General features: G+C 74.5%; 8 protein-coding genes. 6 read left to right on the forward strand and 2 right to left on the reverse strand.

Features of this window, described 5'->3' with window-relative positions; all coding sequences use genetic code 11:
- Nucleotides 1-103 precede the first annotated feature (103 nt).
- The gene (locus ACFQO7_RS03595) at nucleotides 104-391 is read right to left on the reverse strand and encodes an ATP-binding cassette domain-containing protein (protein WP_376805022.1); all 288 of its coding nucleotides are present in this window, start codon (nucleotides 389-391) and stop codon (nucleotides 104-106) included.
- A 216-nt stretch (nucleotides 392-607) separates the two neighbouring features.
- Between ACFQO7_RS03595 and ACFQO7_RS03600 the strand changes: the two genes are divergently transcribed.
- The 5 genes from ACFQO7_RS03600 to ACFQO7_RS03620 all read left to right on the forward strand — a co-directional run bounded on the left by ACFQO7_RS03600 (nucleotide 608) and on the right by ACFQO7_RS03620 (nucleotide 18,425).
- The gene (locus ACFQO7_RS03600) at nucleotides 608-796 is read left to right on the forward strand and encodes a hypothetical protein (protein WP_376805023.1); all 189 of its coding nucleotides are present in this window, start codon (nucleotides 608-610) and stop codon (nucleotides 794-796) included.
- On the forward strand, nucleotides 793-1,245 hold the full coding sequence (locus ACFQO7_RS03605) for an ABC transporter substrate-binding protein (protein ID WP_376805024.1): 453 nt from the start codon (nucleotides 793-795) through the stop codon (nucleotides 1,243-1,245). Before ACFQO7_RS03600 ends, ACFQO7_RS03605 begins: the two co-directional genes overlap by 4 nt.
- 59 nt (nucleotides 1,246-1,304) lie before the next feature.
- Nucleotides 1,305-17,159: an amino acid adenylation domain-containing protein gene (locus ACFQO7_RS03610; RefSeq protein WP_376805025.1), complete on the forward strand. Its 15,855-nt coding sequence runs from the start codon at nucleotides 1,305-1,307 to the stop codon at nucleotides 17,157-17,159.
- On the forward strand, nucleotides 17,156-17,374 hold the full coding sequence (locus ACFQO7_RS03615) for an MbtH family protein (RefSeq protein ID WP_361052872.1): 219 nt from the start codon (nucleotides 17,156-17,158) through the stop codon (nucleotides 17,372-17,374). Before ACFQO7_RS03610 ends, ACFQO7_RS03615 begins: the two co-directional genes overlap by 4 nt.
- 145 nt (nucleotides 17,375-17,519) lie before the next feature.
- Nucleotides 17,520-18,425, forward strand: a complete 906-nt coding sequence (locus tag ACFQO7_RS03620) for an AraC family transcriptional regulator (protein WP_376805026.1) — start codon at nucleotides 17,520-17,522, stop codon at nucleotides 18,423-18,425.
- Nucleotides 18,426-18,460: 35 nt separating this feature from the next.
- Here ACFQO7_RS03620 and ACFQO7_RS03625 read toward each other — a convergent pair whose 3' ends face one another.
- On the reverse strand, nucleotides 18,461-19,213 hold the full coding sequence (locus tag ACFQO7_RS03625) for an SDR family NAD(P)-dependent oxidoreductase (RefSeq protein ID WP_376805027.1): 753 nt from the start codon (nucleotides 19,211-19,213) through the stop codon (nucleotides 18,461-18,463).
- A gap of 222 nt (nucleotides 19,214-19,435) precedes the next feature.
- Here ACFQO7_RS03625 and ACFQO7_RS03630 point away from each other — a divergent pair, with 222 nt between their 5' ends.
- Nucleotides 19,436-20,185, forward strand: a complete 750-nt coding sequence (locus tag ACFQO7_RS03630; RefSeq protein ID WP_376805028.1) for an SDR family NAD(P)-dependent oxidoreductase — start codon at nucleotides 19,436-19,438, stop codon at nucleotides 20,183-20,185.
- Nucleotides 20,186-20,194 lie beyond the last annotated feature (9 nt).

The following is a 20,194-nucleotide window of genomic DNA, read 5'->3' on the forward strand; positions in this document are numbered from 1 at the left end:
GGCGTCGCCGGTCCGGCGGGCCTGCGCCCCGCCGCGCCCGTGTCCGGCGGCAGCCGGACCGCGTTCGCCGAGGACGAGGTGTTCGCCGGGCCGCCGCCGCGTCTCACGCCGTGACGGTCCGGGCGGGGTGGTGGCGGCTCAGCGGGATGACCATCGGGGTGCCGGTGACGGGGTCGGGCACGACCTGGCAGTCCAGCCCGAACACCTCGGTGACCAGCTCCGCCGTCACCACCGCGCACGGGTCGCCCTCGGCGGCGATCCGCCCGTCGCGCATCACCACGAGGTGGTCGGCGTACCGGCAGGCCTGGTTGAGGTCGTGCAGCACCATCACCACGGTGCGGCCGTCGCGCCGGTTCAGGTCGGTGACGGGCCGGTGGGCGTGCTCGGTCATGCCAGTGGCCGCGAGCGCCGCGGCGACGGCCTGCTCGTCGGCGGCGCAGGTCGAGCACCGGGAGCGGGGTCACGTCCACCTCATGGCCGTCATCTTAAGTGAGCTTGCCTTACCGTACGACCGGGCACTAGCTGGGCAAAAGCGGTGAATCTTGAAATTAGGTTAGCCTTACTTTACCATCCCCTCAGTTGTCCGTCCGCAGCCGAGGGGATAGTCATGTCCACCCTGCCGAAGCAAACCGGCGCACGTCGTGTGTGGCCGGTCGCCGGCCGGCTGACCGCGGCGCTCGCCGTGGCCGCGCTGGCCCTCACCGCGTGTGGCGGTGACCCGGCCGCGACCCCCGCGCCCGGCGGTTCCGCAGCTCAGGGCGCAGCGTTCCCCGTCACCGTGTCGCACAAGTCATGAGCCAGGAGCAGTGCACCAAGATCACCCAGATCGCGCCGACCGTGGCGCAGGTCAAGGGCTACGACGACTACAGCGCGCCCTGGCAGGAGATGACCATGCACGCGGGCCGCGCCCTGGGCCAGTCCGCCAAGGCCGCCCAGCTGATCGCCGACATCGACAAGCGGCTGGCCGACCTGAAGGCCAGGAACCCGCAGTTCGCGGGCAAGACCGTCGCGGTCGTCGAGCCGTACGAGCCGGGCAAGTACGCCGTGTTCGCCCCCAGCGACCCGAAGGTCGTGCTGATGACGCAGCTCGGCTTCACCGTGCCCGACGCCACGCTCAAGTTCGCCAAGGAGAACCGGGCCGTGTTCCTGCCCTACGAGACGCCGCCGCTCGGCGCCCCGCTGTCCTTCGGCACCGTGCTGAGCATCCCGTACGCGCTGGACCAGCTGGTCCCGCTGCTCGGCTGAGCCCGCCCCACCGCCACCACCACCGCGCCACCCGTACCGCCCCCGAAAGGTGTCTCCTCGTGACCGAGACCGTGTCCCAGCCCGTATCGGACTCCGAGCTGCACCGCATCCTCGTGGCGTGGAACGACACCGCCTGCGGGCAACCGCCCGCGACCTGGCCGGAGCTGTTCGCCGGGCAGGTCGCGGCGCGGCGGGACGCGATCGCGCTGGTGTACGAGCAGATCAGCCTCACCTACGGCCAGCTCGACGCGGCCGCGAACCGGCTCGCGCACACGCTGATCGCCCGCGGCGCGGGCCCGGAGCGCGTCGTCGGACTGTGCCTGCCCCGCTCCGCGGAGATGATCGTCGCGCAGGTGGCCGTGCTCAAGGCCGGCGCGGCCTACCTGCCACTCGACCCCGACTACCCGGCCGACCGCATCGCGTACATGGTCGACGACGCGCGCCCGGTGTGCCTGGTCACGACGACGGACCTCGCGTTCGTCCTGCCGCGACATACCGACCCGGCGGCCGCGCTGCCGGACGGGACCGCCCCGGCGCCGGTGCCGGCCCCGGCCGCGGTGCTGGTGCTCGACGACGCCGCGACCCCGGCCGAGCTGGCCGCGGCCCCGGAGACCGCACCCTCCGATGAGGACCGGGGCGGGCCGCTGAGCCCGCTCGGCGGGGCATACGTGATCTACACCTCCGGCTCGACCGGGCGGCCCAAGGGGGTCGTCGTGTCCCACGCCGGAGTGGTGAAACTGCTGGCCACGGCGACCGAGCGGCTCGGCGTCGGGCCGGACAGCCGGGTGCTGCAGTTCGCCTCGCCCAGCTTCGACGTGGCGTTCTTCGACCTGTGCCTGGGCCTGCTCACCGGGGCGCGGCTGGTCGTCGTGCCCGCCGAGCGGCGAGTGCCGGGGCCGGAGCTGACCGAGTACGCCCGCGCCCACGGCATCACCTTCATGATCCTGCCCCCGGCGCTGCTGGCCGCCCTGCCCGAGGGCTGCGACCTGCCCGAGGGGGCGACGCTGCTGGCGGGCACCGAGCGCATCTCGACCGCGTTGGTGGCCCGCTTCGCCCGCGGCCGGCAGATGTTCAACGCGTACGGCCCCACCGAGGCGACCGTTAACTCGACCCTGGGCCTGTGCGACTCCGACATGGACCCGCTGGCCAGCGTGCCCATCGGCGTGCCCGACCCGGGCACCCGCTGCTACGTGCTCGACGCGCGGCTGCGCCCGGTGCCCGTCGGCGAGCTCGGCGAGCTGTACCTCGGCGGCCCCGGCCTCGCCCGCGGCTACCTCAACCGGCCCAGCCTGACCGCGACCCGGTTCGTCGCCGACCCGTTCGGCGCGCCCGGCGAGCGCCTCTACCGCACCGGTGACCTGGTGCGCTGGCTGCCCGACGGGCGGCTCGACTTCACCGGCCGCACCGACGACCAGGTGAAGATCCGCGGGTACCGGGTCGAGCTGGGCGAGGTCGAGTCGGTGCTGCTGCAGCACGACGCCGTCGGGCAGGCCGTCGCGGTGGTCCGGCAGGACCGGCCGGGCGACACCAGGCTCGTCGCGTACCTGGTGGGCCGCGACGGGCAGGCCGTCACGCCGGCCGAGGTGCGCGCGTACGCCCAGGGCTTCCTGCCCGAGCACATGGTGCCCGCGGCCGTGGTGGTGCTGGACCGGCTGCCCGTGACGACCAGCGGCAAGCTCGACCGGGCCGCGCTGCCCGCGCCCGACTTCACGGCGATGACCGGCGGGCAGGCCGCCCGCGACGACCGCGAGCGGCTGCTGTGCGACCTGTACGGCCAGGTGCTCGGCCTGACCGGGGTCGGCGTCGACGACGACTTCTTCGCCCTCGGCGGCGACAGCATCGTGTCCATCCAGCTCGTCATCGCGGCCCGCCGCGCCGGGCTGACCGTCACCCCGCGGCAGGTCTTCGAGCAGCGCACCGTCGCTCGGCTCGCGCTGGTCGCGGTCGCCGCCGACCCGGCCCGCGCCGACGACCCGCTCGCCGGGGTCGGCGAGCTGCCGCTGACGCCGATCATGTCCTGGCTGGACGGCTGCGGCGGCGACATCGACGCGTTCAGCCAGTGGCTCGCCGTACGCGTGCCCGCCGGTGCGACTCGCGCCACCCTGGCCGCCGCGCTGCAGGCCGTCACCGACCGCCACGACGTGCTGCGCTCCCGCCTGGACCGGGCCGCCCCGGGCCGGGCCGGACGGCTCGTCGTCACCGCACCGGGAACCGTCGCCGCGGCCGACCTGCTCCACCGCATCGACGGCACACCGGACCCCGAGACGCTGCGCGAGCGGCTGGACACGGCCGCGCACGAGGCCGGGCAGCGGATCGACCCGACCGGCGGCGTGATGTTCCAGGCGGTATGGCTCGATGCCGGAGCCGACGCCCCCGGGCACCTGCTGGTCATGCTGCACCACCTGATCGTCGACGGGGTGACCTGGCGCATCCTGCTGCCCGACCTGGCCGCCGCGTACGCCGACGCCGCCGCGGGCCGCCTGCCCCGGCTCGCCCCGATCGGGACCCCGCTGCGCACCTGGGCCCAGCAGCTCACGGCCGCCGCCGAGCACCCCGACCGGCTCGCCGAACTCGACCTGTGGACCGGCCTGCTCGACGGCGGCGACCCGGCCCTGTCGCACCGGGCCCTCGACCCGGTCGCCGACCTGGCCTCCGTCCGCCACCTCACCCTGCACCTGCCCGCCGCCGCGACCGCACCGCTGCTGACCACGGTGCCCGCCGCCTGGCACGCGGGCGTCAACGACGTGCTGCTCACCGCGCTGGCCACAACCGTCAACCGGTGGCGGGCCGCCCGGGACATGCCGACCCCGCCCGTGCTGGTGGCCCTCGAAGGCCACGGGCGCGAGGAGGAGATCGTGCCCGGCGCCGACCTGTCCCGCACCCTCGGCTGGTTCACCAGCATCTTCCCGGTGCGGCTCGATCTCGGCCCGGACCCCGACGACCTGGGCGCGGCGTTGAAGCACGTCAAGGAGCGGCTGCGCGCCCTGCCCGACCACGGCGTCGGCTACGGCCTGCTGCGCCACGTGAACCCGGAGACCGCACCGCTGCTGGCCGCTCTGCCGCAGCCGCAGCTCAGCTTCAACTACCTGGGCCGGTTCGGCGTCGACGAGGCCGGCGACTTCACGGCACTGCCCGCCGTCGGCATGCTGGCCGGCGGGTACGACGCGGCGATGCCGGTCGCGCCGTACACGCTGGAGGTCAACGCGTTCGCGCAGGAGGGCCCGGACGGGCCGGCGCTCGGGGTGACCTGGGCGTTCCCGGCGGACCTGCTGACCGAGGACGCGGTGCGGGAGCTGGCCGAGGGCTGGTTCGCGGCGCTCGGCGAGCTGGCCGAGGCCGCTGCGGTGCCGGGCGCGGGCGGGCACACCCCGTCGGACTTCCCGCTGGTCGAGCTGGTCCAGGCCGACGTGGACGCGCTCGCGGCGCTGGTGCCGGGGCTCGACGACGTGCTGCCGCTGTCGCCCCTGCAGGAGGGGCTGCTGTTCCACGCGTACACCGGGGACGGCAGCTACCAGGTGCAGCAGGTCGTCGAGCTGCACGGGCCCGTCGACGCCGACGCGGTCCGCCGGGCCGTGGACACGATCGTGGCCCGGCACGCGCCGCTGCGCGCGTCGTTCCACGAGCTGGCCGACGGGCGGCTCGTGCAGGCGGTGTCGGGGACGGCGACCGCGCCGTGGCGGCAGGTGGACCTGTCGCGCATGGAGACCGCGTCGTCGGCGGAGCTGCACGCGCAGATCCTCGCCGACGAGAAGGCGGCCGTGTTCGACCCGGCCGTCGCGCCGCTGGTGCGCCACCTGCTGGTCGACCACGGCGGCGACCGGCACACGCTGGTGTTCACGCACCACCACATCGTCACCGACGGCTGGTCGGCCACGGTCGCGCTGCGGGAGCTGATGGCGCTGTACGCCACCGGCGACGTTCGGCTGCCCGCCGTGACGCCGTACCGCGAGCACCTGCGCCGCCTGGCGGCCCGCGACCAGACGGTGGCCGAGGGCGCGTGGCGTTCGGCGATGTCCGGGGTGGACGGCCCGACCCTGGTCGCCGGACCGGTGGCCGAGGACGCCTCCGGCGAGGTCCGGCTGGTGCCCGTGGCCGTGCCCGACGGCACCGGCGCACGGCTGTCCGCCGCCGCACGCGCGTACGGCGTGACCGCGAGCACCCTGCTGTACGGCGTGTGGGGCCTGCTGCTGGGCCGCCTCACCGGCCGCCGGGACGTGCTGTTCGGCAGCACCGTGTCCGGCCGCGACGGCGACACCCCCGGCGTCGAGTCGATGATCGGCCTGTTCATCAACACCGTCCCGGTCCGCGTGAGCTGGGCCCCGTACGAGCCGCTGCGCGAGGTCCTGTCCCGGCTCGCGGCGGCGCAGACCGCGCTGCTGGACCACCAGCACCTGGGCCTGACCGCGATCACCCGCCTCGCGGGCGGCGGCGAGCTGTTCGACAGCCTCGTCACCGTGGAGAACCTGCCCGCCGACGGCGACCTGCGCGACGCCTCCGGCGCGGTCCGCGTCGCGGACGTGTCCTACCGCGAGGCCACCCACTACCCGGTGAGCCTGCTCGCCACCCCCGGCGACGAGCTGTCGCTGGTCATCGAGCACGACCCGGCGCGCCTTCCCGCGGCGACCCTGGCCCGGCTGCGCACCGGGCTGCCCGCGCTGCTCGACGCCGTGCTCACCGCACCGGATGTGCCCGCGGGCGCGATCGACCTCGGCGACGCGCCCGCGCCGCTGCGCGGCGAGTCCACCGCCGATCCGCTGCACGAAGGGCCTCCGGTCCCCGGCGCACATGGCACCGGCTTGGCCGGGTTCGTCGCCGCGCAGGCCGCCCGCACCCCGCAGGCGACCGCTGTCATCGCCGCCGACGAGCAGCTCAGCTATGCCACGCTGACCGCCCGCGCAGCCGCGCTGGCGGCGCGCCTGGCCGCCCGGGGCGCCGGTCCGGAGCAGGTCGTCGCCGTCGCGCTGCCGCGCTCGGCCCGGCAGGTCACCGCCATGCTCGGCGTGCTGTACAGCGGGGCCGCCTACGTGCCGGTCGACCCGGCGTCGCCGAACCTCGACGCGGTGCTCGCCGACGCCGGGGTCGCCACCGTGGTCACCACCCCGGACCTGCTGTCCCGGCTGCCCCGCCGGGCCGGGCTGTCCTACGTGCTCGCCGGGACCGACGAGGCCGCGGGCACGCCGGCACCCGTGGACCCCGAGCACCCCGCGTACGTCATCTACACCTCCGGCTCCACCGGGCGGCCCAAGGGCGTGCTGGTCACGCACCGGGCGATCGGCAACCAGCTGGCGTGGTCGCAGCGCACGTTCGGGCTGCACGAAGGCGACCGGATGCTGCAGCTCGCCCCGGCCACGTTCGACACCTCCGTGTGGGAGCTGTTCTGGCCGCTGACCGCCGGTGCGGCCGTGGTGCTGCCGGAGCCCGGCGCGCAGCACGACCCGGCCGAGCTGGCCGCGCTCATGCGGGCGCACCGGGTCAGCGCCGCGACGTTCGTGCCGTCCATGGTGGAGGCGTTCCTGCTCGCCGACGACCTGCTCGCCGATTGCTCGTGGGCCCGCGACCTGCGCTGGGTCTCCTGCGGTGGCGAGGCGCTGAGCGGTGACCTGGCCCGGCGCTGGGAGTCGGCGACCGGCACCCGCCTGGACAACTTCTACGGCCCGACCGAGACCGCCGTGCAGGTCACCTGGTGGCCCAACGGCGGGGAGCATGGCCCGGCCGTGCCGATCGGCGGCCCCGTCGCCGACACCGGCCTGCACGTGCTCGACGACTGCCTGCGCCCGGTGCCCGTGGGCGTGCCCGGCGAGCTGTACGTCTCCGGCGCGCAGCTGGCCCGCGGCTACCTCGGCCGCGCCGCGCTGACCGCGTCCCGGTTCGTCGCCGACCCGGCCGGCGCGCCCGGCGAGCGCATGTACCGCACCGGCGACCTCGTCGTCCGCGCCGCCGACGGCACGCTCACCTACCTGGCCCGCACCGACCACGAGATCAAGATCCGGGGTGTACGCATCGACCCGGCCGACGTCGAGTCGTGGCTGACCAGCCGCCCGGACGTGGCCCAGTCCGCCGTCATCGCCCGCACCGACGGCCCCGGCGGCATCCAGCTCGTCGCCTACGCGGTTCCGGCCTCCGGTCGCGTCCTCGACCCGGCCGCGCTCCGTGAGGCGGCCACGTCCGCGCTGCCCCCGGCCCTGGTCCCGGCCGCGTTCGTCGTCCTCGACACCCTCCCGCGCACCTTCAGCGGCAAACTCGACCGCGCCGCCCTGCCCGCCCCCCGCCAGACCGCCCCCGGTCACCCGGCGCCGCTTGATCACCCGACTTGCCAGGTATGTGGGCGAAAGCACGGTCAAGATACGCACGAGTGCCAGGCAGGTCGGACGATCACCGGCGAGGCCGCGACCGGACCGGTCGCGGTGCTGTGCGAGATCGTGGGGGCGGTCCTCGGGACCGCGCCGGTCGGGCCGGACGACGACTTCTTCACCCTCGGCGGGGACAGCATCCTGTCCATCGGCGTGTCCAGCCGTGCCCGGCGCGCGGGGCTGCCGATCAGCCCGCGCGACGTGCTCGCCGCCCGCACCCCGCGCCGCCTGGCCGACCTCGCCGCGGCGGCAGGTGCTCCGCGGTCGCACCACATCGAAAATGATGTGGCCACATCAATAAAGCTGTACTCGCCCACCGGGATGTCCTCCGCTGCGCCGGAGACCGGTCCGGCTGGTGCCGGATCGGCAGGCCCGGCGTCGGCCGCTGCCGTGGCCGGGGCAGCGGTGACCTCGGGCGACGGGGTAGGGGACGTGCCGCTGCTGCCGATCGTGCACTGGCTGCGCGACACCGGCGCGGCGATCGACCGGTTCACGATGCCGATGCTGCTCGTCACCCCTGCGAGGGCCGATGAGCGGTCCATCGCCGCGACGCTGCAGAGCGTGCTCGACCACCACGACGGCCTGCGGCTACGCCTGCAGCGCATCGCGTCGGTGCTGTGGACCCTGCGCACCGAGCCGACCGGCATGCTCGCCGCCGACCTGCTGGCGCGCGTGGACGTGTCCGGCGTGGACGAGGCGGCGCTGCCGGAGCTGCTGGCCGAGCACGCCGCCGCGGCGACCGCGCTGCTTGCCCCCGACGCGGGCAGCATGCTGCGCGCCGTCTGGTTCGACGCCGGCGACCGGCCGGGCCGCCTGCTGCTGGCCGCGCACCACCTGGCCGTCGACGGCGTGTCCTGGCGCATCCTGTTCGAGGACTTCGCCGCCGCGTGGCACGCCGCCACGTCGGGCACCGCCCCGGCGCTGCCGCCCGTGGACACGTCGCTGCGCAGGTTCGCCCAGGCCGTGACCGCCCAGGCGCAGCAGCCGCAGCGCCTCGGCGAACTGGAGCACTGGGCGAAGACGCTCGCCCCCGGCGCGGACCTGCTGCCCGGTGCGGTCGCCGCCGACGCCGCCATCAGCCGGATCACCTCGCTGCCCGCTGAGGTGACCGCGCGGCTGCTGTCGGCCGTGCCCGCACTGGGTGGCGAGATCACCGATGGGCTGCTGGCCGCAATGGCCACGGCGGTACGGGGCTGGCAGGAACGCCACGGCCGGGCCGCCGGGGAACTGCTCGTGGACGTCGAGCGCCACGGCCGGGAACAGCTCGAACCCGACCTGGACCTGTCCCGTACCGTCGGCTGGTTCACCAGCGTGCAGCCGGTTCGGCTGCCGGTCGCGGACGCCGACCCGGTCGCGCTGATCGCGGCGGTCGGCGAGCGGGTGCGGGCGGTGCCCGACGGCGGCATCGGCCACGGCATGCTGCGCCATCTGAACGCGCAGACCGCGCCGCTGCTGGCCCGCCTGGCGACGCCGCAGGTGCTGTTCAACTACTTCGGCCGCTTCCCGGCCGCGACCGGGGCCGCGTGGACGCCCGCCCCGGAGTCCGCCGCGATCACCCTGGTCAACGGCGGCCTGCCCGCCACACACCTGCTGCAACTCGACGTCGTGGCCGCCGAGGGCCCGCACGGCACCACCCTCACCACCACCTGGACCTGGCCGGATGGCCTACTTGCCGCCACCGACCTCGACGAGCTGGCCGACCTGTGGCACCAGGCACTGATCGCCCTCGCGGCAGCGGCGCCCGCGCGGCGGGACACCCCGACGGGTCCGCTGCTGGAGCTGACCTCGGACGAGCTGGAGCGGCTGGCCGCGGTCAGTCCGGGGCCGGTGTCGGACGTGTGGCCGCTGTCGCCGCTGCAGGAAGGCCTGTTCTTCCACGCCGGCTACGACACCGCGACGCTGGACGTCTACACCGGACAGGACGCGTTCGACCTCGGCTACCGCGTGGACGTGGAGCGGCTGCGGCGGGCGGGGCGGGTGCTGCTGGCGCGCAACACGGCGATGCGGGCCGGGTTCACCAGTGAGGGGCTGTCCAGGCCGGCTCAGTTCGTCGCCGACGGGCTGGACCTGCCGGTGAGCGTTGCCGACCTGGCGGAGCTGAGCGACGAGCAGGCCGCGGCGCGTACCGCCGAGCTGATGGCCGCCGACCGGGTGGCCCGGTTCGACCTGGCCCGGCCGCCGTTGTGCCGGATGCTGCTGATCCGGATGCCGAGCGGCCGCGACCGCCTGGTCATCACGCATCACCTGATCCTGTGGGACGGCTGGTCCGAGGAGCTGTTCGTCGAGCAGCTGTTCACCCTGTACGAGCGCGACGGCGACGCGACCGGGCTGCCCGTGCCGGGCTCCTACCGCGATCACCTGGCCTGGCTGGGCGCGCAGGACGAGCAGGAGGCCGCCGCCGCGTGGCGGGAGTCCCTGGTGGGACTGGCCGAGCCGACGTTGATCGGCCCGGCGGACCGCACCCCGGCCCCGGCCGTGCCGCAGCGGGTCGAGGCGCGGCTGCCCGAGCAGGTCGGCGACCGGGTCCGGCAGGTGGCGCGGGAGCAGGGGCTGACCCTGAACACGGTGCTGACCACCGCTTGGGGCCTGACCCTGGGCGCGCTGACCGGCCGCCCGGACGCGGTGTTCGGCATGACCGTCGCCGGACGGCACAGCGAGGTCGAAGGGGTCGAGGACGTCATCGGCCTGTTCCTGAACACCGTCGCGATGCGGATCGCGCCGCAGGCGGGTGAGCGGGTCGGCGACCTGCTGCGCCGCGTGCAGGAGCAGCGCCTGGCGCTGATGCCGTACGACCACGTCGGCCTGGGGCAGGTGCAGCGCGACAGCGGGCACGCGACCCTGTTCGACACGCTGTACGTGCTGCAGAACTTCGTGGACGAGGACGGCAGCGCCGACCTGCGCGCCCGGCACGGCATCGAGGCCGTCGACGGCGTCGACGCCACCCACTACCCGCTGACGCTGGTGGTGACCCCGCAGCGGGCGATCCGGTTGGCGCTGGACCACCGACCCGACATCGTGGACGGCCCCGCCGCCCAGGCGGTCCTGGACCGGCTGCTGGCCGTGCTGGACCGGCTGGTGTCCGACATGGACTTGCCGGTGCGGGAGCTGGACCTGCTGCTGGCCGGCGAGCGCGACGCGCAGACCGCCGAGTGGGCGCGCACCGAGCACGGCATCGGCGAGCTGACCGTCGCGGACCTGCTCGCCGAGCAGGCGGCCCGGACACCGGACGTCACGGCGCTGGTCGACGGGGCGCTGACGCTGACGTACGCCGAGTTCGACGCGCGGATCAACCGGATGGCGCGGCTGCTGCTGGCGCGGGGCGCGGGCCCGGAGACCGTGGTCGGGCTGGCCCTGCCGCGGACCGTGGACATGGTGGTGGCGCTGTTCGCGGTGCTGCGCACCGGTGCGGCATACCTGCCGCTGGAGCTGGACCTGCCCGCCGAGCGCCTGGGCTTCATGATCGAGGACACCGCGCCGATGTGCGTGCTCAGCACGTCGGCGGTCGCCGGCCGGCTGCCCGGCGGCCTGGCGAACCTGGTGCTGCTGGACGACGTGGTCACCCGGGCCGAGCTGGCCGCGTACTCCGGCGAGGGCCTGGCCGACGCGGAACGGCCGCTGTTCGCGCCCGGGGTGGCGGGGCGGCTGGACCACCCCGCGTACCTGATCTTCACCTCGGGCTCGACGGGCCGCCCGAAGGGCGTCGTGACGGCGTACCGCGGCCTCACTAATATGCAGCTCAACCACCGGGAGGCGATCTTCAACCCGGTGATCGAGGCCGCGGGCGGGCGCCGCCTGAAGGTCGCGCACACCGTGTCGTTCGCGTTCGACATGTCGTGGGAGGAGCTGCTCTGGCTCGTCGAGGGCCACGAGGTGCACGTCTGCGACGAGCAGCTCCGACGCGACGCGCCCGCGCTCGTCGCGTACTGCGACCGCCACGGCGTCGACGTCGTCAACGTGACCCCGACGTACGCCCAGCACCTGATCGAGGAAGGCCTGCTCGAAGACGGGCCGGGCCGGCACCGGCCGCCGCTGGTGCTGCTCGGCGGCGAGGCCGTCTCCGACGCGGTCTGGGCCGCACTCCGCGACACTCCCGGCACGCTGGGCTACAACCTGTACGGGCCGACCGAGTACACGATCAACACGCTCGGCGGGGGCACGCTGGACAGCGACACCCCGACCGTCGGCGCGCCGATCTGGAACACCCGCGCGTACGTGCTCGACGCGATGCTGCGCGAGGTGCCGCCCGGCTCGCCCGGTGAGCTGTACATCGCGGGCATCGGCCTGGCCCGGGGCTACCACCTGCGCCCCGACCTGACCGCCGAGCGCTTCGTCGCCGACCCGTTCGGCGCGCCGGGCGAGCGCATGTACCGCACCGGTGACCTGGTGCGCCGCCGTGCCGACGGGAACATCGACTTCCTCGGCCGCACCGACGACCAGGTGAAGATCCGCGGTTACCGGGTCGAGCTGGGCGAGATCGAGTCGGCGCTGGGCGCCCACCCGGCCGTCGCGCACGCGGCGGTGATCGTGGACAGCTCCGGCGACGGCGCGAAGCGGCTGGCCGGCTACGTCGTACGCGGCCCCGGCTGGGACGGCGCGGACGAGACGGTGTTGCCCGCGCTGCGTGAGCACCTCAAGCGCACCCTGCCCGACTACATGGTGCCCGCGGCCCTGACGGCCGTGGACCGGCTGCCGCTGACCGTCAACGGCAAGCTCGACGTGCGCGCCCTGCCCAAGGCGACCGTGCTCACCGGCGCGGCGAGCCGTCCCCCGGCGACCCCGGCCGAGGAGACGCTGTGCGAGCTGTTCGCGCAGCTGCTCGGGGTGCCCGCGGTCGGTGTGGACGACAGCTTCTTCGAGCTGGGCGGCCACTCGCTGCTGGCGATCCGCCTGGTCAGCCGGGCCCGCACCGCGCTGGGCGCGACGCTGTCCATCCGGGACCTGTTCGAGGCCCCGACCGTGGCGCAGCTGGCCGCCCGGATCGACCCTGCCGCCTCGACGGCACGGGCCGAGCTGGTGGCCCGTCCCCGCGAGGGCGAGCTGCCGCTGTCGGCGGCCCAGCAGCGGCTGTGGCTGCTGGAGCAGCTCGCGGGGCCGTCGGCGGCGTACAACTTCCCGCTGGTCGTCCGCCTGCGCGGGCCGCTGGACCGGGCCGCGCTGCACGACGCCCTGCACGACGTGGTCGCCCGGCACGAGTCCCTGCGCACCGTGTTCACCGCGGTCGAGGGCGAGCCGTCGCAGCGCATCCTGCCCGCCGACCAGGCCCGCCCGGTGCTCGACCTGGTCATGGCGGCGGACGTCGCCCGGCGCGGGCTGCCCGGCGGTGACGCTCTGACGCAGCTGGTCGACGAGGTGCTGGCGCGCCCGTTCGACCTGGCGAGCGAGCTGCCCGTGCGGGGCACGCTGATCGAGGCCGGGCCGGACGAGCACGTGCTCGCGCTGCTGCTGCACCACATCGCCACCGACGAGTGGTCCGACGGGCCGTTCCTGCGCGACCTGACCACGGCGTACGAAGCACGCCTGGCGGGGCATGCCCCGGACTGGACGCCCCTGCCGGTGCAGTACGCCGACTACACGCTCTGGCAGCGTGACCTGCTCGGCGACCCGGCCGACCCGGACAGCCTCGCCGCGCGGCAGCTCGCGTACTGGACGAAGGCCCTGGCCGGAGCACCGGAGGAGCTGGCCCTGCCGACCGACCGGGCCCGCCCGGCGACGCCGGACGCCCGTGGCGGCGCGGTGAGCCTGACCCTGCCCGCCGCGACCGGAGCCCGCCTGCGCGAGCTGGCGTCGTCGTCCGGGGCGAGCCTGTTCATGGCCGCGCACGCGCTGGCCGCGACCCTGCTGCACCGCCTCGGCGCGGGCGACGACCTCCCGCTCGGCGCACCCATCGCCGGCCGTGGCGAGGAGGGCCTCGACGACCTGGTCGGCTTCTTCGTCAACACGCTGGTGCTGCGCACCGACCTGTCCGGGTCACCGTCGTTCACCGAGCTGCTGGCCCGGGTACGCGAGACGGACCTGGCCGCGTTCGCCAACGCCGACGTGCCGTTCGACGCGGTCGTCGAGGCGGTCAACCCGGCCCGCTCGCCGGGCCGCAACCCGCTGTTCCAGGTCATGGTCGTGCACCGCAACCACGCCGCGGACTGGGCCGGGCTGTCCGGCCTGGACTGCTCGGATGAACCGCTGGAGACCACCACGGCCCGGTTCGACCTGGTGGTGGAGGTCCTCGAAGGCGCGGGCGACGAGCTGGAGTGCCTGCTGACGTACCGCAGCGCGCTGTTCGACCGGGCCACGGTCGAGCTGCTCGGGCGGCGGCTGGCGCGGCTGGCCGACGCGGTCTGCGCCGAGCCGGACCGGCCGCTGGCCGACCTGGACCTGCTCGTCGAGGGCGAGCTGGACCAGGTGCTGCGCGGGTTCAACGAGACCGCGCGGCCGGTGGCCGAGCTGACCCTGCCCGAGGCGTTCGCGCTGCGGGTGGCCCGTGCTCCGGAAGCGGTCGCGGTCGTCGACGGGGAGCGCGAGGTGTCCTACGTGGAGCTGGCGGCGCGCGCCGGGCGGCTCGCGCGGGTCCTGGCCCATCAGGGCGTACGCCCCGAGAGCGTGGTCGGCGTCGCCGTGCCCCGCTCGCTGGAGACCATCGTGACCGTGCTCGCCGTCAACCGGCTGGGCGCCGCGTTCCTGCCGCTGGACCTCAACCACCCGGCCGACCGCCTCGCGTACATGATCGAAGATTCGGGGGCGGCGCTGGTGGTGACCACGGGCAAGGCCAAGGGCCTGCTGCCCGAGACGGACACCCCGGTCCTGGTGCTGGACGACGTCACCGACACGGCCCCGGTCCGCCCGGTGCTGCCCGCGCCGACGGGCCTGGACCACGCCGCGTACGTCATCTACACCTCCGGCTCCACCGGCCGCCCCAAGGGCGTGACGGTGTCGCACGAGGGCATCGGCAGCCTGGTCGAGACCGCGGTCGACCCGATGGGCGTCACCGCGGACAGCCGGGTGCTGCAGTTCGCCTCGATCGGCTTCGACGTGTTTGCGTTCGAGGTGTCGATGGCGCTGTGCACCGGGGCCGCGCTGGTCATCACCCCGGACGAGGCCCGCACCCCGGGCGCGGCGCTGTCCGAGCTGCTGTACGCGCACGGGGTCACCCACGCGATCCTGCCGCCGTCGCTGGTGTCCATCCTGCCGCCCGACGCCGACCTGCCCGAGGGCCTGTGCGTGCTGGTCGGCACGGAGACCGTGCCGGCCGGCCTGATCAACCGCTGGGCCGGCCACCTGAAACTGTTCGCCGCGTACGGCCTCACCGAGGCCACGGTCAACTCGACCCTGTGGCGGGCCGTGCCGGAGTGGGACGCGCCGGTGCCGATCGGCCGCCCCGACCCGAACACGGTGACCTACATCCTCGACGAGCGGCTGCGACCGGTGCCGGTCGGCGTCGTCGGCGAGCTGTACGTCGGCGGCCGCGGCCTGGCCCGGGGTTACCTCGGCAAGCCGGGGCTGTCCGCGTTGCGCTTCGTCGCCGACCCGTTCGCCGGGCCGGGGGCGCGCATGTACCGCACCGGCGACCGGGCTCGCTGGAAGGCCGACGGCAACATCGACTTCCTGGGCCGGGCCGACAACCAGGTCAAGATCCGCGGCTTCCGGATCGAACCGGGCGAGATCGAGGCGGTGCTCGCCGGCCACGACACGGTCCGGCAGGCCGCCGTCGTCGCCGACCGCACCGGCGACACGACCAGGCTCGTCGCGTACGTCTCCCCGGACGGGGCGGCGGACCCGGCGGTGCTGCGCGCGCACGTCGGCGCGGTGCTGCCCGAGTACATGGTGCCGTCGCTGGTCGTGGTGCTCGACGGCCCGCTGCCGGTCAACCCGAACGGCAAGGTGGACCGCAAGGCGCTGCCCGCGCCGGACTGGGGTTCGCTGGCCGGCGACGCCAAGCCGGCCACGGCCCGGCAGCACCAGTTGGCGGAACTGTTCGCGGAGGTCCTCGGCCTGCCCGAGGTCGGCGTCCACGACAACTTCTTCTACCTGGGCGGCCACTCCATGGCCTCGATGCGCCTGATCGGCCGCGTGCGCACCGCGCTCGGCGCGGACCTCGCGATCCGCGACGTCTTCGACGCCCCGACCGTCGCGGAGCTGGCCGAACGCTTGGATCGTGCAGCCGCGGGCGACCGCCCGCAGCTCGTCCGCACCAGCGCCGCCGACCAGGCGGCCCGCGGCGCGATGGCGGAGTCCGGCGGCGACCTGGCCGACCGGCTCGCGCCGGTGCAGCTGCACCCGTGGCGGCTGCACCGGGCCGTCGACCGGCCCGGCTGGGACATCGCGTTCGCGGTGCCCGCGTCCGACCTGGACGCCGTCGCCCTGGACGCGGCCCTGCGCGACGTGATCACCCGGCATCAACCGCTGCACACGGTGGCCGGCGCCGACGGCGCGCTGCGCCGCTCGCTGGGGGAGCGGGTGCTCGAACCGGTCGCCGACGACGGCACGCCGCTGGCGTTGCGCCTCGACGCGCTGGCCCGGGAGACGATCGACCTGGGCGAGCAGCCGCCGCTGCGGGCCCGCCTGGTCATCGGCTCCGACGAGCACGGCACGCCCCGGCGCACGCTGCTGCTCACCACGCACCACCTGGGCGTGGACGAGTGGTCCGTGGTCCCGCTGCTGCGCGACCTGGCCACCGCCTACGCGGCCCGGAGCGCGGGGCTCGCCCCGGCGTGGCAGCCGCTGCCGGTCGACTACGCCGACTACACGCGCTGGGCGTACACCCTGCTCGGTGACCCGGAAGACCCGGCGAGCCGGCACGCGCGGCAGCTGGCGTACTGGACGCGGACCCTGGCGGGCATGCCCGACCTGGACCTGCCCGCCGACCGCGCGCGCGACGGCGTCGTGTCGCGGCGCGGCGAGACGGTCGAGTTCCTGCTCGACACCGGCCTGCACCGCGGCGTCGACGAGCTCGCCAGGCGCACCGGCACCAGCATGTTCATGGTGGTGCAGGCCGCGTTCGCGACCCTGCTCACCGGGTACGGCTGCGGCACGGACCTGCCGATCGGCAGCCTCGTCGCGGGCCGCACCGAGGAGGCGCTGACCGACCTGGCCGGCTGCTTCTACAACACCGTCGTCATGCGCACCGACACCTCCGGCGACCCGGCGTTCACCACGCTGCTCGACCGGGTCCGGGCCGCCGACCTGGCCGCGCTCGACCACCAGGACGTGCCGTTCGCGGCGGTGCTCGACGCCGCCGCGCCGGGCCTGGACGGGCCGCGGGTGATGGTGGTGCACCACGAGGAGGCCCGCCTCGGCGACGGCGTGCTGCGCTTCGACCAGATCCCGACCGGCACGGTACGTGCCGAGCTGACCGTCAGCTTCTACGAGCCCGCCGGGGACACCCCGGTGCACGTGGAGCTGGAGTACGCCACGGCCCGCTTCGACCGGGCCACCGCCGACCGGATCGCTGCGGACCTGGTGAGCGTGCTCACCGCCGCGGTGGCCCGACCGGATTCGACCCTGTCCGGGCTCGTCCCGGCGACCGTAAACCCGCCGGCTCAGGCCAGCGCTGATGTTCAGGAGAAGTCATGACCAACCCGTTCGAAGACGCCGACGGCCGCTACCTCGTGCTCGTCAACGACGAGGACCAGCACTCGCTGTGGCCCGCCTTCGCGGCCGTCCCGGCGGGCTGGCACACCGTGTTCGGCGAGGACACCCGCGAGGCCTGCCTCGCCTACGTCGAGACCAACTGGACCGACCTGCGCCCCCGCACCCTGCGCGAGCGCATGGCGGCCGCCGCGGCCTGACCGCCCCACCCCAAGATCGTCCGACTTGCCAGGCACCTGTGCGTATCTTGCACGTCGATTCGCGCAGGTGCCCGGCAAGTTCGGCGATCACCGCGGTACGCCCGGCGCGGGCGGCGGCTCCGTCGGAGCGTGCTTCAATCGGGTCATGGGCCTCGGTGAACTGCGCGCGTTGCTGGATCGGCACGCCCGGCCCGACATGACCACCGCCATCGACGGCGTGCTGATCTCGAAGGTCGACCGGCAGAGCCGGCCCGCGCCGTCGATGACCGGCAGCGTCATGGCGCTCATCGCGCAGGGCGCGAAACGCATCGCGCTCGGCGACCGGGTGTACGAGTACCACGCCGGGCAGTACCTCGTCGCGTCCGTGGACCTGCCGGTCACCGGCAACTTCACCAAGGCCGGCCCGGACGAGCCGGCGCTGGGCTTCGGCCTCGTCCTGCACCCGCCGACCGTCGCCGAGCTGCTGCTGCAGGCCGCGCCTGGCGACGTGCCGCCCACCGGTGCCGCCGCGCCGTCCGCGATGGTCGTCAGCGACGCGCCCGCCGAACTCGTCGACGCCGTCGTCCGGCTGCTGCGCCTGCTCGACCGGAAGCGGGACGCGGCGGTGCTCGCGCCGCTGATCAAGCGGGAGATCGTGTGGCGGCTCGTCACCGGCGAGCAGGGCGCCGTCGTACGCCAGCTCGGCCTGGCCGACAGCAGCCTCACCCACGTCGCGCGGGCGGTGCGCTGGATCCGCGAGCACTACGCGCAGACGTTCCGGGTCGAGGACGTCGCGAAACTGGCCGGGATGAGCGTTTCCGCGTTCTACCGCAACTTCCAGGCCGTCACGGCGATGAGCCCGATCCAGTTCCAGAAGCAGATCCGGCTGCAGGAGGCGCGGCTGCTGCTGGCCACGCACCCCAACGACGTCACCGGCGTGGGCCTGCGCGTCGGCTACGACAGCGCGTCGCAGTTCAGCCGCGAGTACCGCCGCCAGTTCGGCGCGCCGCCCAGCCAGGACGCGGCCCGGCTGCGCGACTCGCCGCTCGGCACGGCCTCGGCCCTGGTGTGACACGGCGTCCCGCGACGCCGCGCCACACCGGCGGATCACAGGTTGTATCCGCCCGCGACCTCGATGTTCTGCGCGGTGACCCAGCGGCCCTCCTCGCCGAGCAGCGCCGCGATCAGCAGGCCGATGTCGTCGGGCTCGCCCATCCGGCCGAGCGCCGTCCTGGCCTCGATCGAGGCGACCGCCTCGGCATACAGGCTCCAGTCGGCGATGGCGGTGCGGGTCGGGCCGGGGGAGACCACGTTGACCCGGATGCCGCGGGTGCTCAGCTCCTTGGCCAGGTACTTCGTCAGCACGATGAGGCCGCCCTTCATCGACCCGTACGCGGAGTAGCCGGGCTCCATTCCGGACGGCATCGCCGAGTTGCTGGCCACGTTGACGATCGCGCCGCCGTCGGCCAGTAGCGGCAGCAGAGTCTGGGTCAGGAAGTAGGGCCCTTTGAGCAGCACCCGCATGAACCGGTCGAACAGCTCCTCGGACGTGTCGGCGAACATCGACATCTGCCCGAAGCCCGCGTTGTTGACCAGATGATCGAACGTGTCCCGCTGCCAGGTGTCGCGCAGCGCCGCGACGACCGACGCGCGGAACGCGGGGAAGCTCGCGCTGTCGCCCATGTCCAGGGGCAGCGCGACGGCCGTGCCGCCCTCCTTCTCGATGCTCGCCACGGTGTCCAGCGCCCCGGCCGGGTTGCCCCGGTAGGTCAGGATCACGCCCGAGCCGCGCTTGGCGGTCTGGACGGCGACACTCTGCCCGATTCCGGAGCTGGCCCCGGTGACGATCGCGATCTGCATGGTTCCGCCTCATTGATTCGCGGAGCACTCTCGCACCCCTGAGATATCGACAAGACCAGCTAACCAGCGTGAGCAGGGCGGACGTTAGAACCATGCTCGCTACCTCTTGCCTGATCCTACTAACCACGCGAATCGGTGGGTCCGAAGCCAGGGCGGCCGCCGTCGGTGCCCGAGGCCGCAACGCGTTGATCGGCGGGGACACGGGCTGGCAGGATGATCGACATGACGGGACGCGCGGTGTTGGTGACGGGGGCCTCGCGGGGCATCGGAAAGGCCGTGGCGGAGGCGTTCGCGGCCGGCGGTGACCGGGTGGCGATCCACTGCAGAGCGTCGGTGCGCTCCGCGGAGCAACTGCGGGACACACTGCCCGGCGACGGTCACGTCGTCGTCCAGGCCGACCTGGCCGACCCGGCGGCGGTACGCGCCATGGTCGACGGCGCGGCCGCGGCGCTGGGCGGGCTCGACGTGCTCGTCAACAACGCCGGAGTGTTCACCCCGCACCCGATCTTCGACACCTCCTACGAGGACTGGCAGCAGCAGTGGCGGGCCACCCTCGACACGAACCTGGTCGGCGCGGCCAACGCGATCTGGTGCGCCGCACGGCACATGCGCGGGCGCGGCGGCCGGATTGTCAACGTGTCCTCGCGCGGGGCGTTCCGCGGCGAACCCGGCCAGGTCGCGTACGGCGCGAGCAAGGCGGGGCTGAACTCGCTGACGCAGTCGCTGGCGGTCGCGCTCGCCCCGCACGGCATCGCCGTCGCCGCGGTCGCGCCGGGTTTCGTCGAGACGGACATGGTCAGCGAGCACCTCAAGTCCGACCGGGCCGACGAGATCCGCGCGCAGAGCCCGTTCGGCCGGGTCGCGCAGCCGGAGGAGGTCGCCGCCGCGGTGCACTGGCTGGCCTCGCCGCAGGCGGAATGGGCGTCGGGCACGATCATCGACCTCAACGGCGCGTCGTACCTGCGCACCTGATCCACCGAT

The sequence above is a fragment of the Catellatospora aurea genome (genome assembly GCF_042663325.1).
Taxonomy (GTDB): Bacteria; Actinomycetota; Actinomycetes; order Mycobacteriales; family Micromonosporaceae; genus Catellatospora; species Catellatospora aurea.

Coding starts and splice junctions, on each gene's coding strand:
- ACFQO7_RS03615 (WP_361052872.1), top strand. CDS start 17,156: ATGACCAACCCGTTCGAAGACGCCGACGGCCGCTACCTCGTGCTCGTC.
- ACFQO7_RS03630 (WP_376805028.1), top strand. CDS start 19,436: ATGACGGGACGCGCGGTGTTGGTGACGGGGGCCTCGCGGGGCATCGGA.
- ACFQO7_RS03595 (WP_376805022.1), bottom strand. CDS start 391: ATGACCGAGCACGCCCACCGGCCCGTCACCGACCTGAACCGGCGCGAC.
- ACFQO7_RS03605 (WP_376805024.1), top strand. CDS start 793: ATGAGCCAGGAGCAGTGCACCAAGATCACCCAGATCGCGCCGACCGTG.
- ACFQO7_RS03620 (WP_376805026.1), top strand. CDS start 17,520: ATGGGCCTCGGTGAACTGCGCGCGTTGCTGGATCGGCACGCCCGGCCC.
- ACFQO7_RS03625 (WP_376805027.1), bottom strand. CDS start 19,213: ATGCAGATCGCGATCGTCACCGGGGCCAGCTCCGGAATCGGGCAGAGT.
- ACFQO7_RS03600 (WP_376805023.1), top strand. CDS start 608: ATGTCCACCCTGCCGAAGCAAACCGGCGCACGTCGTGTGTGGCCGGTC.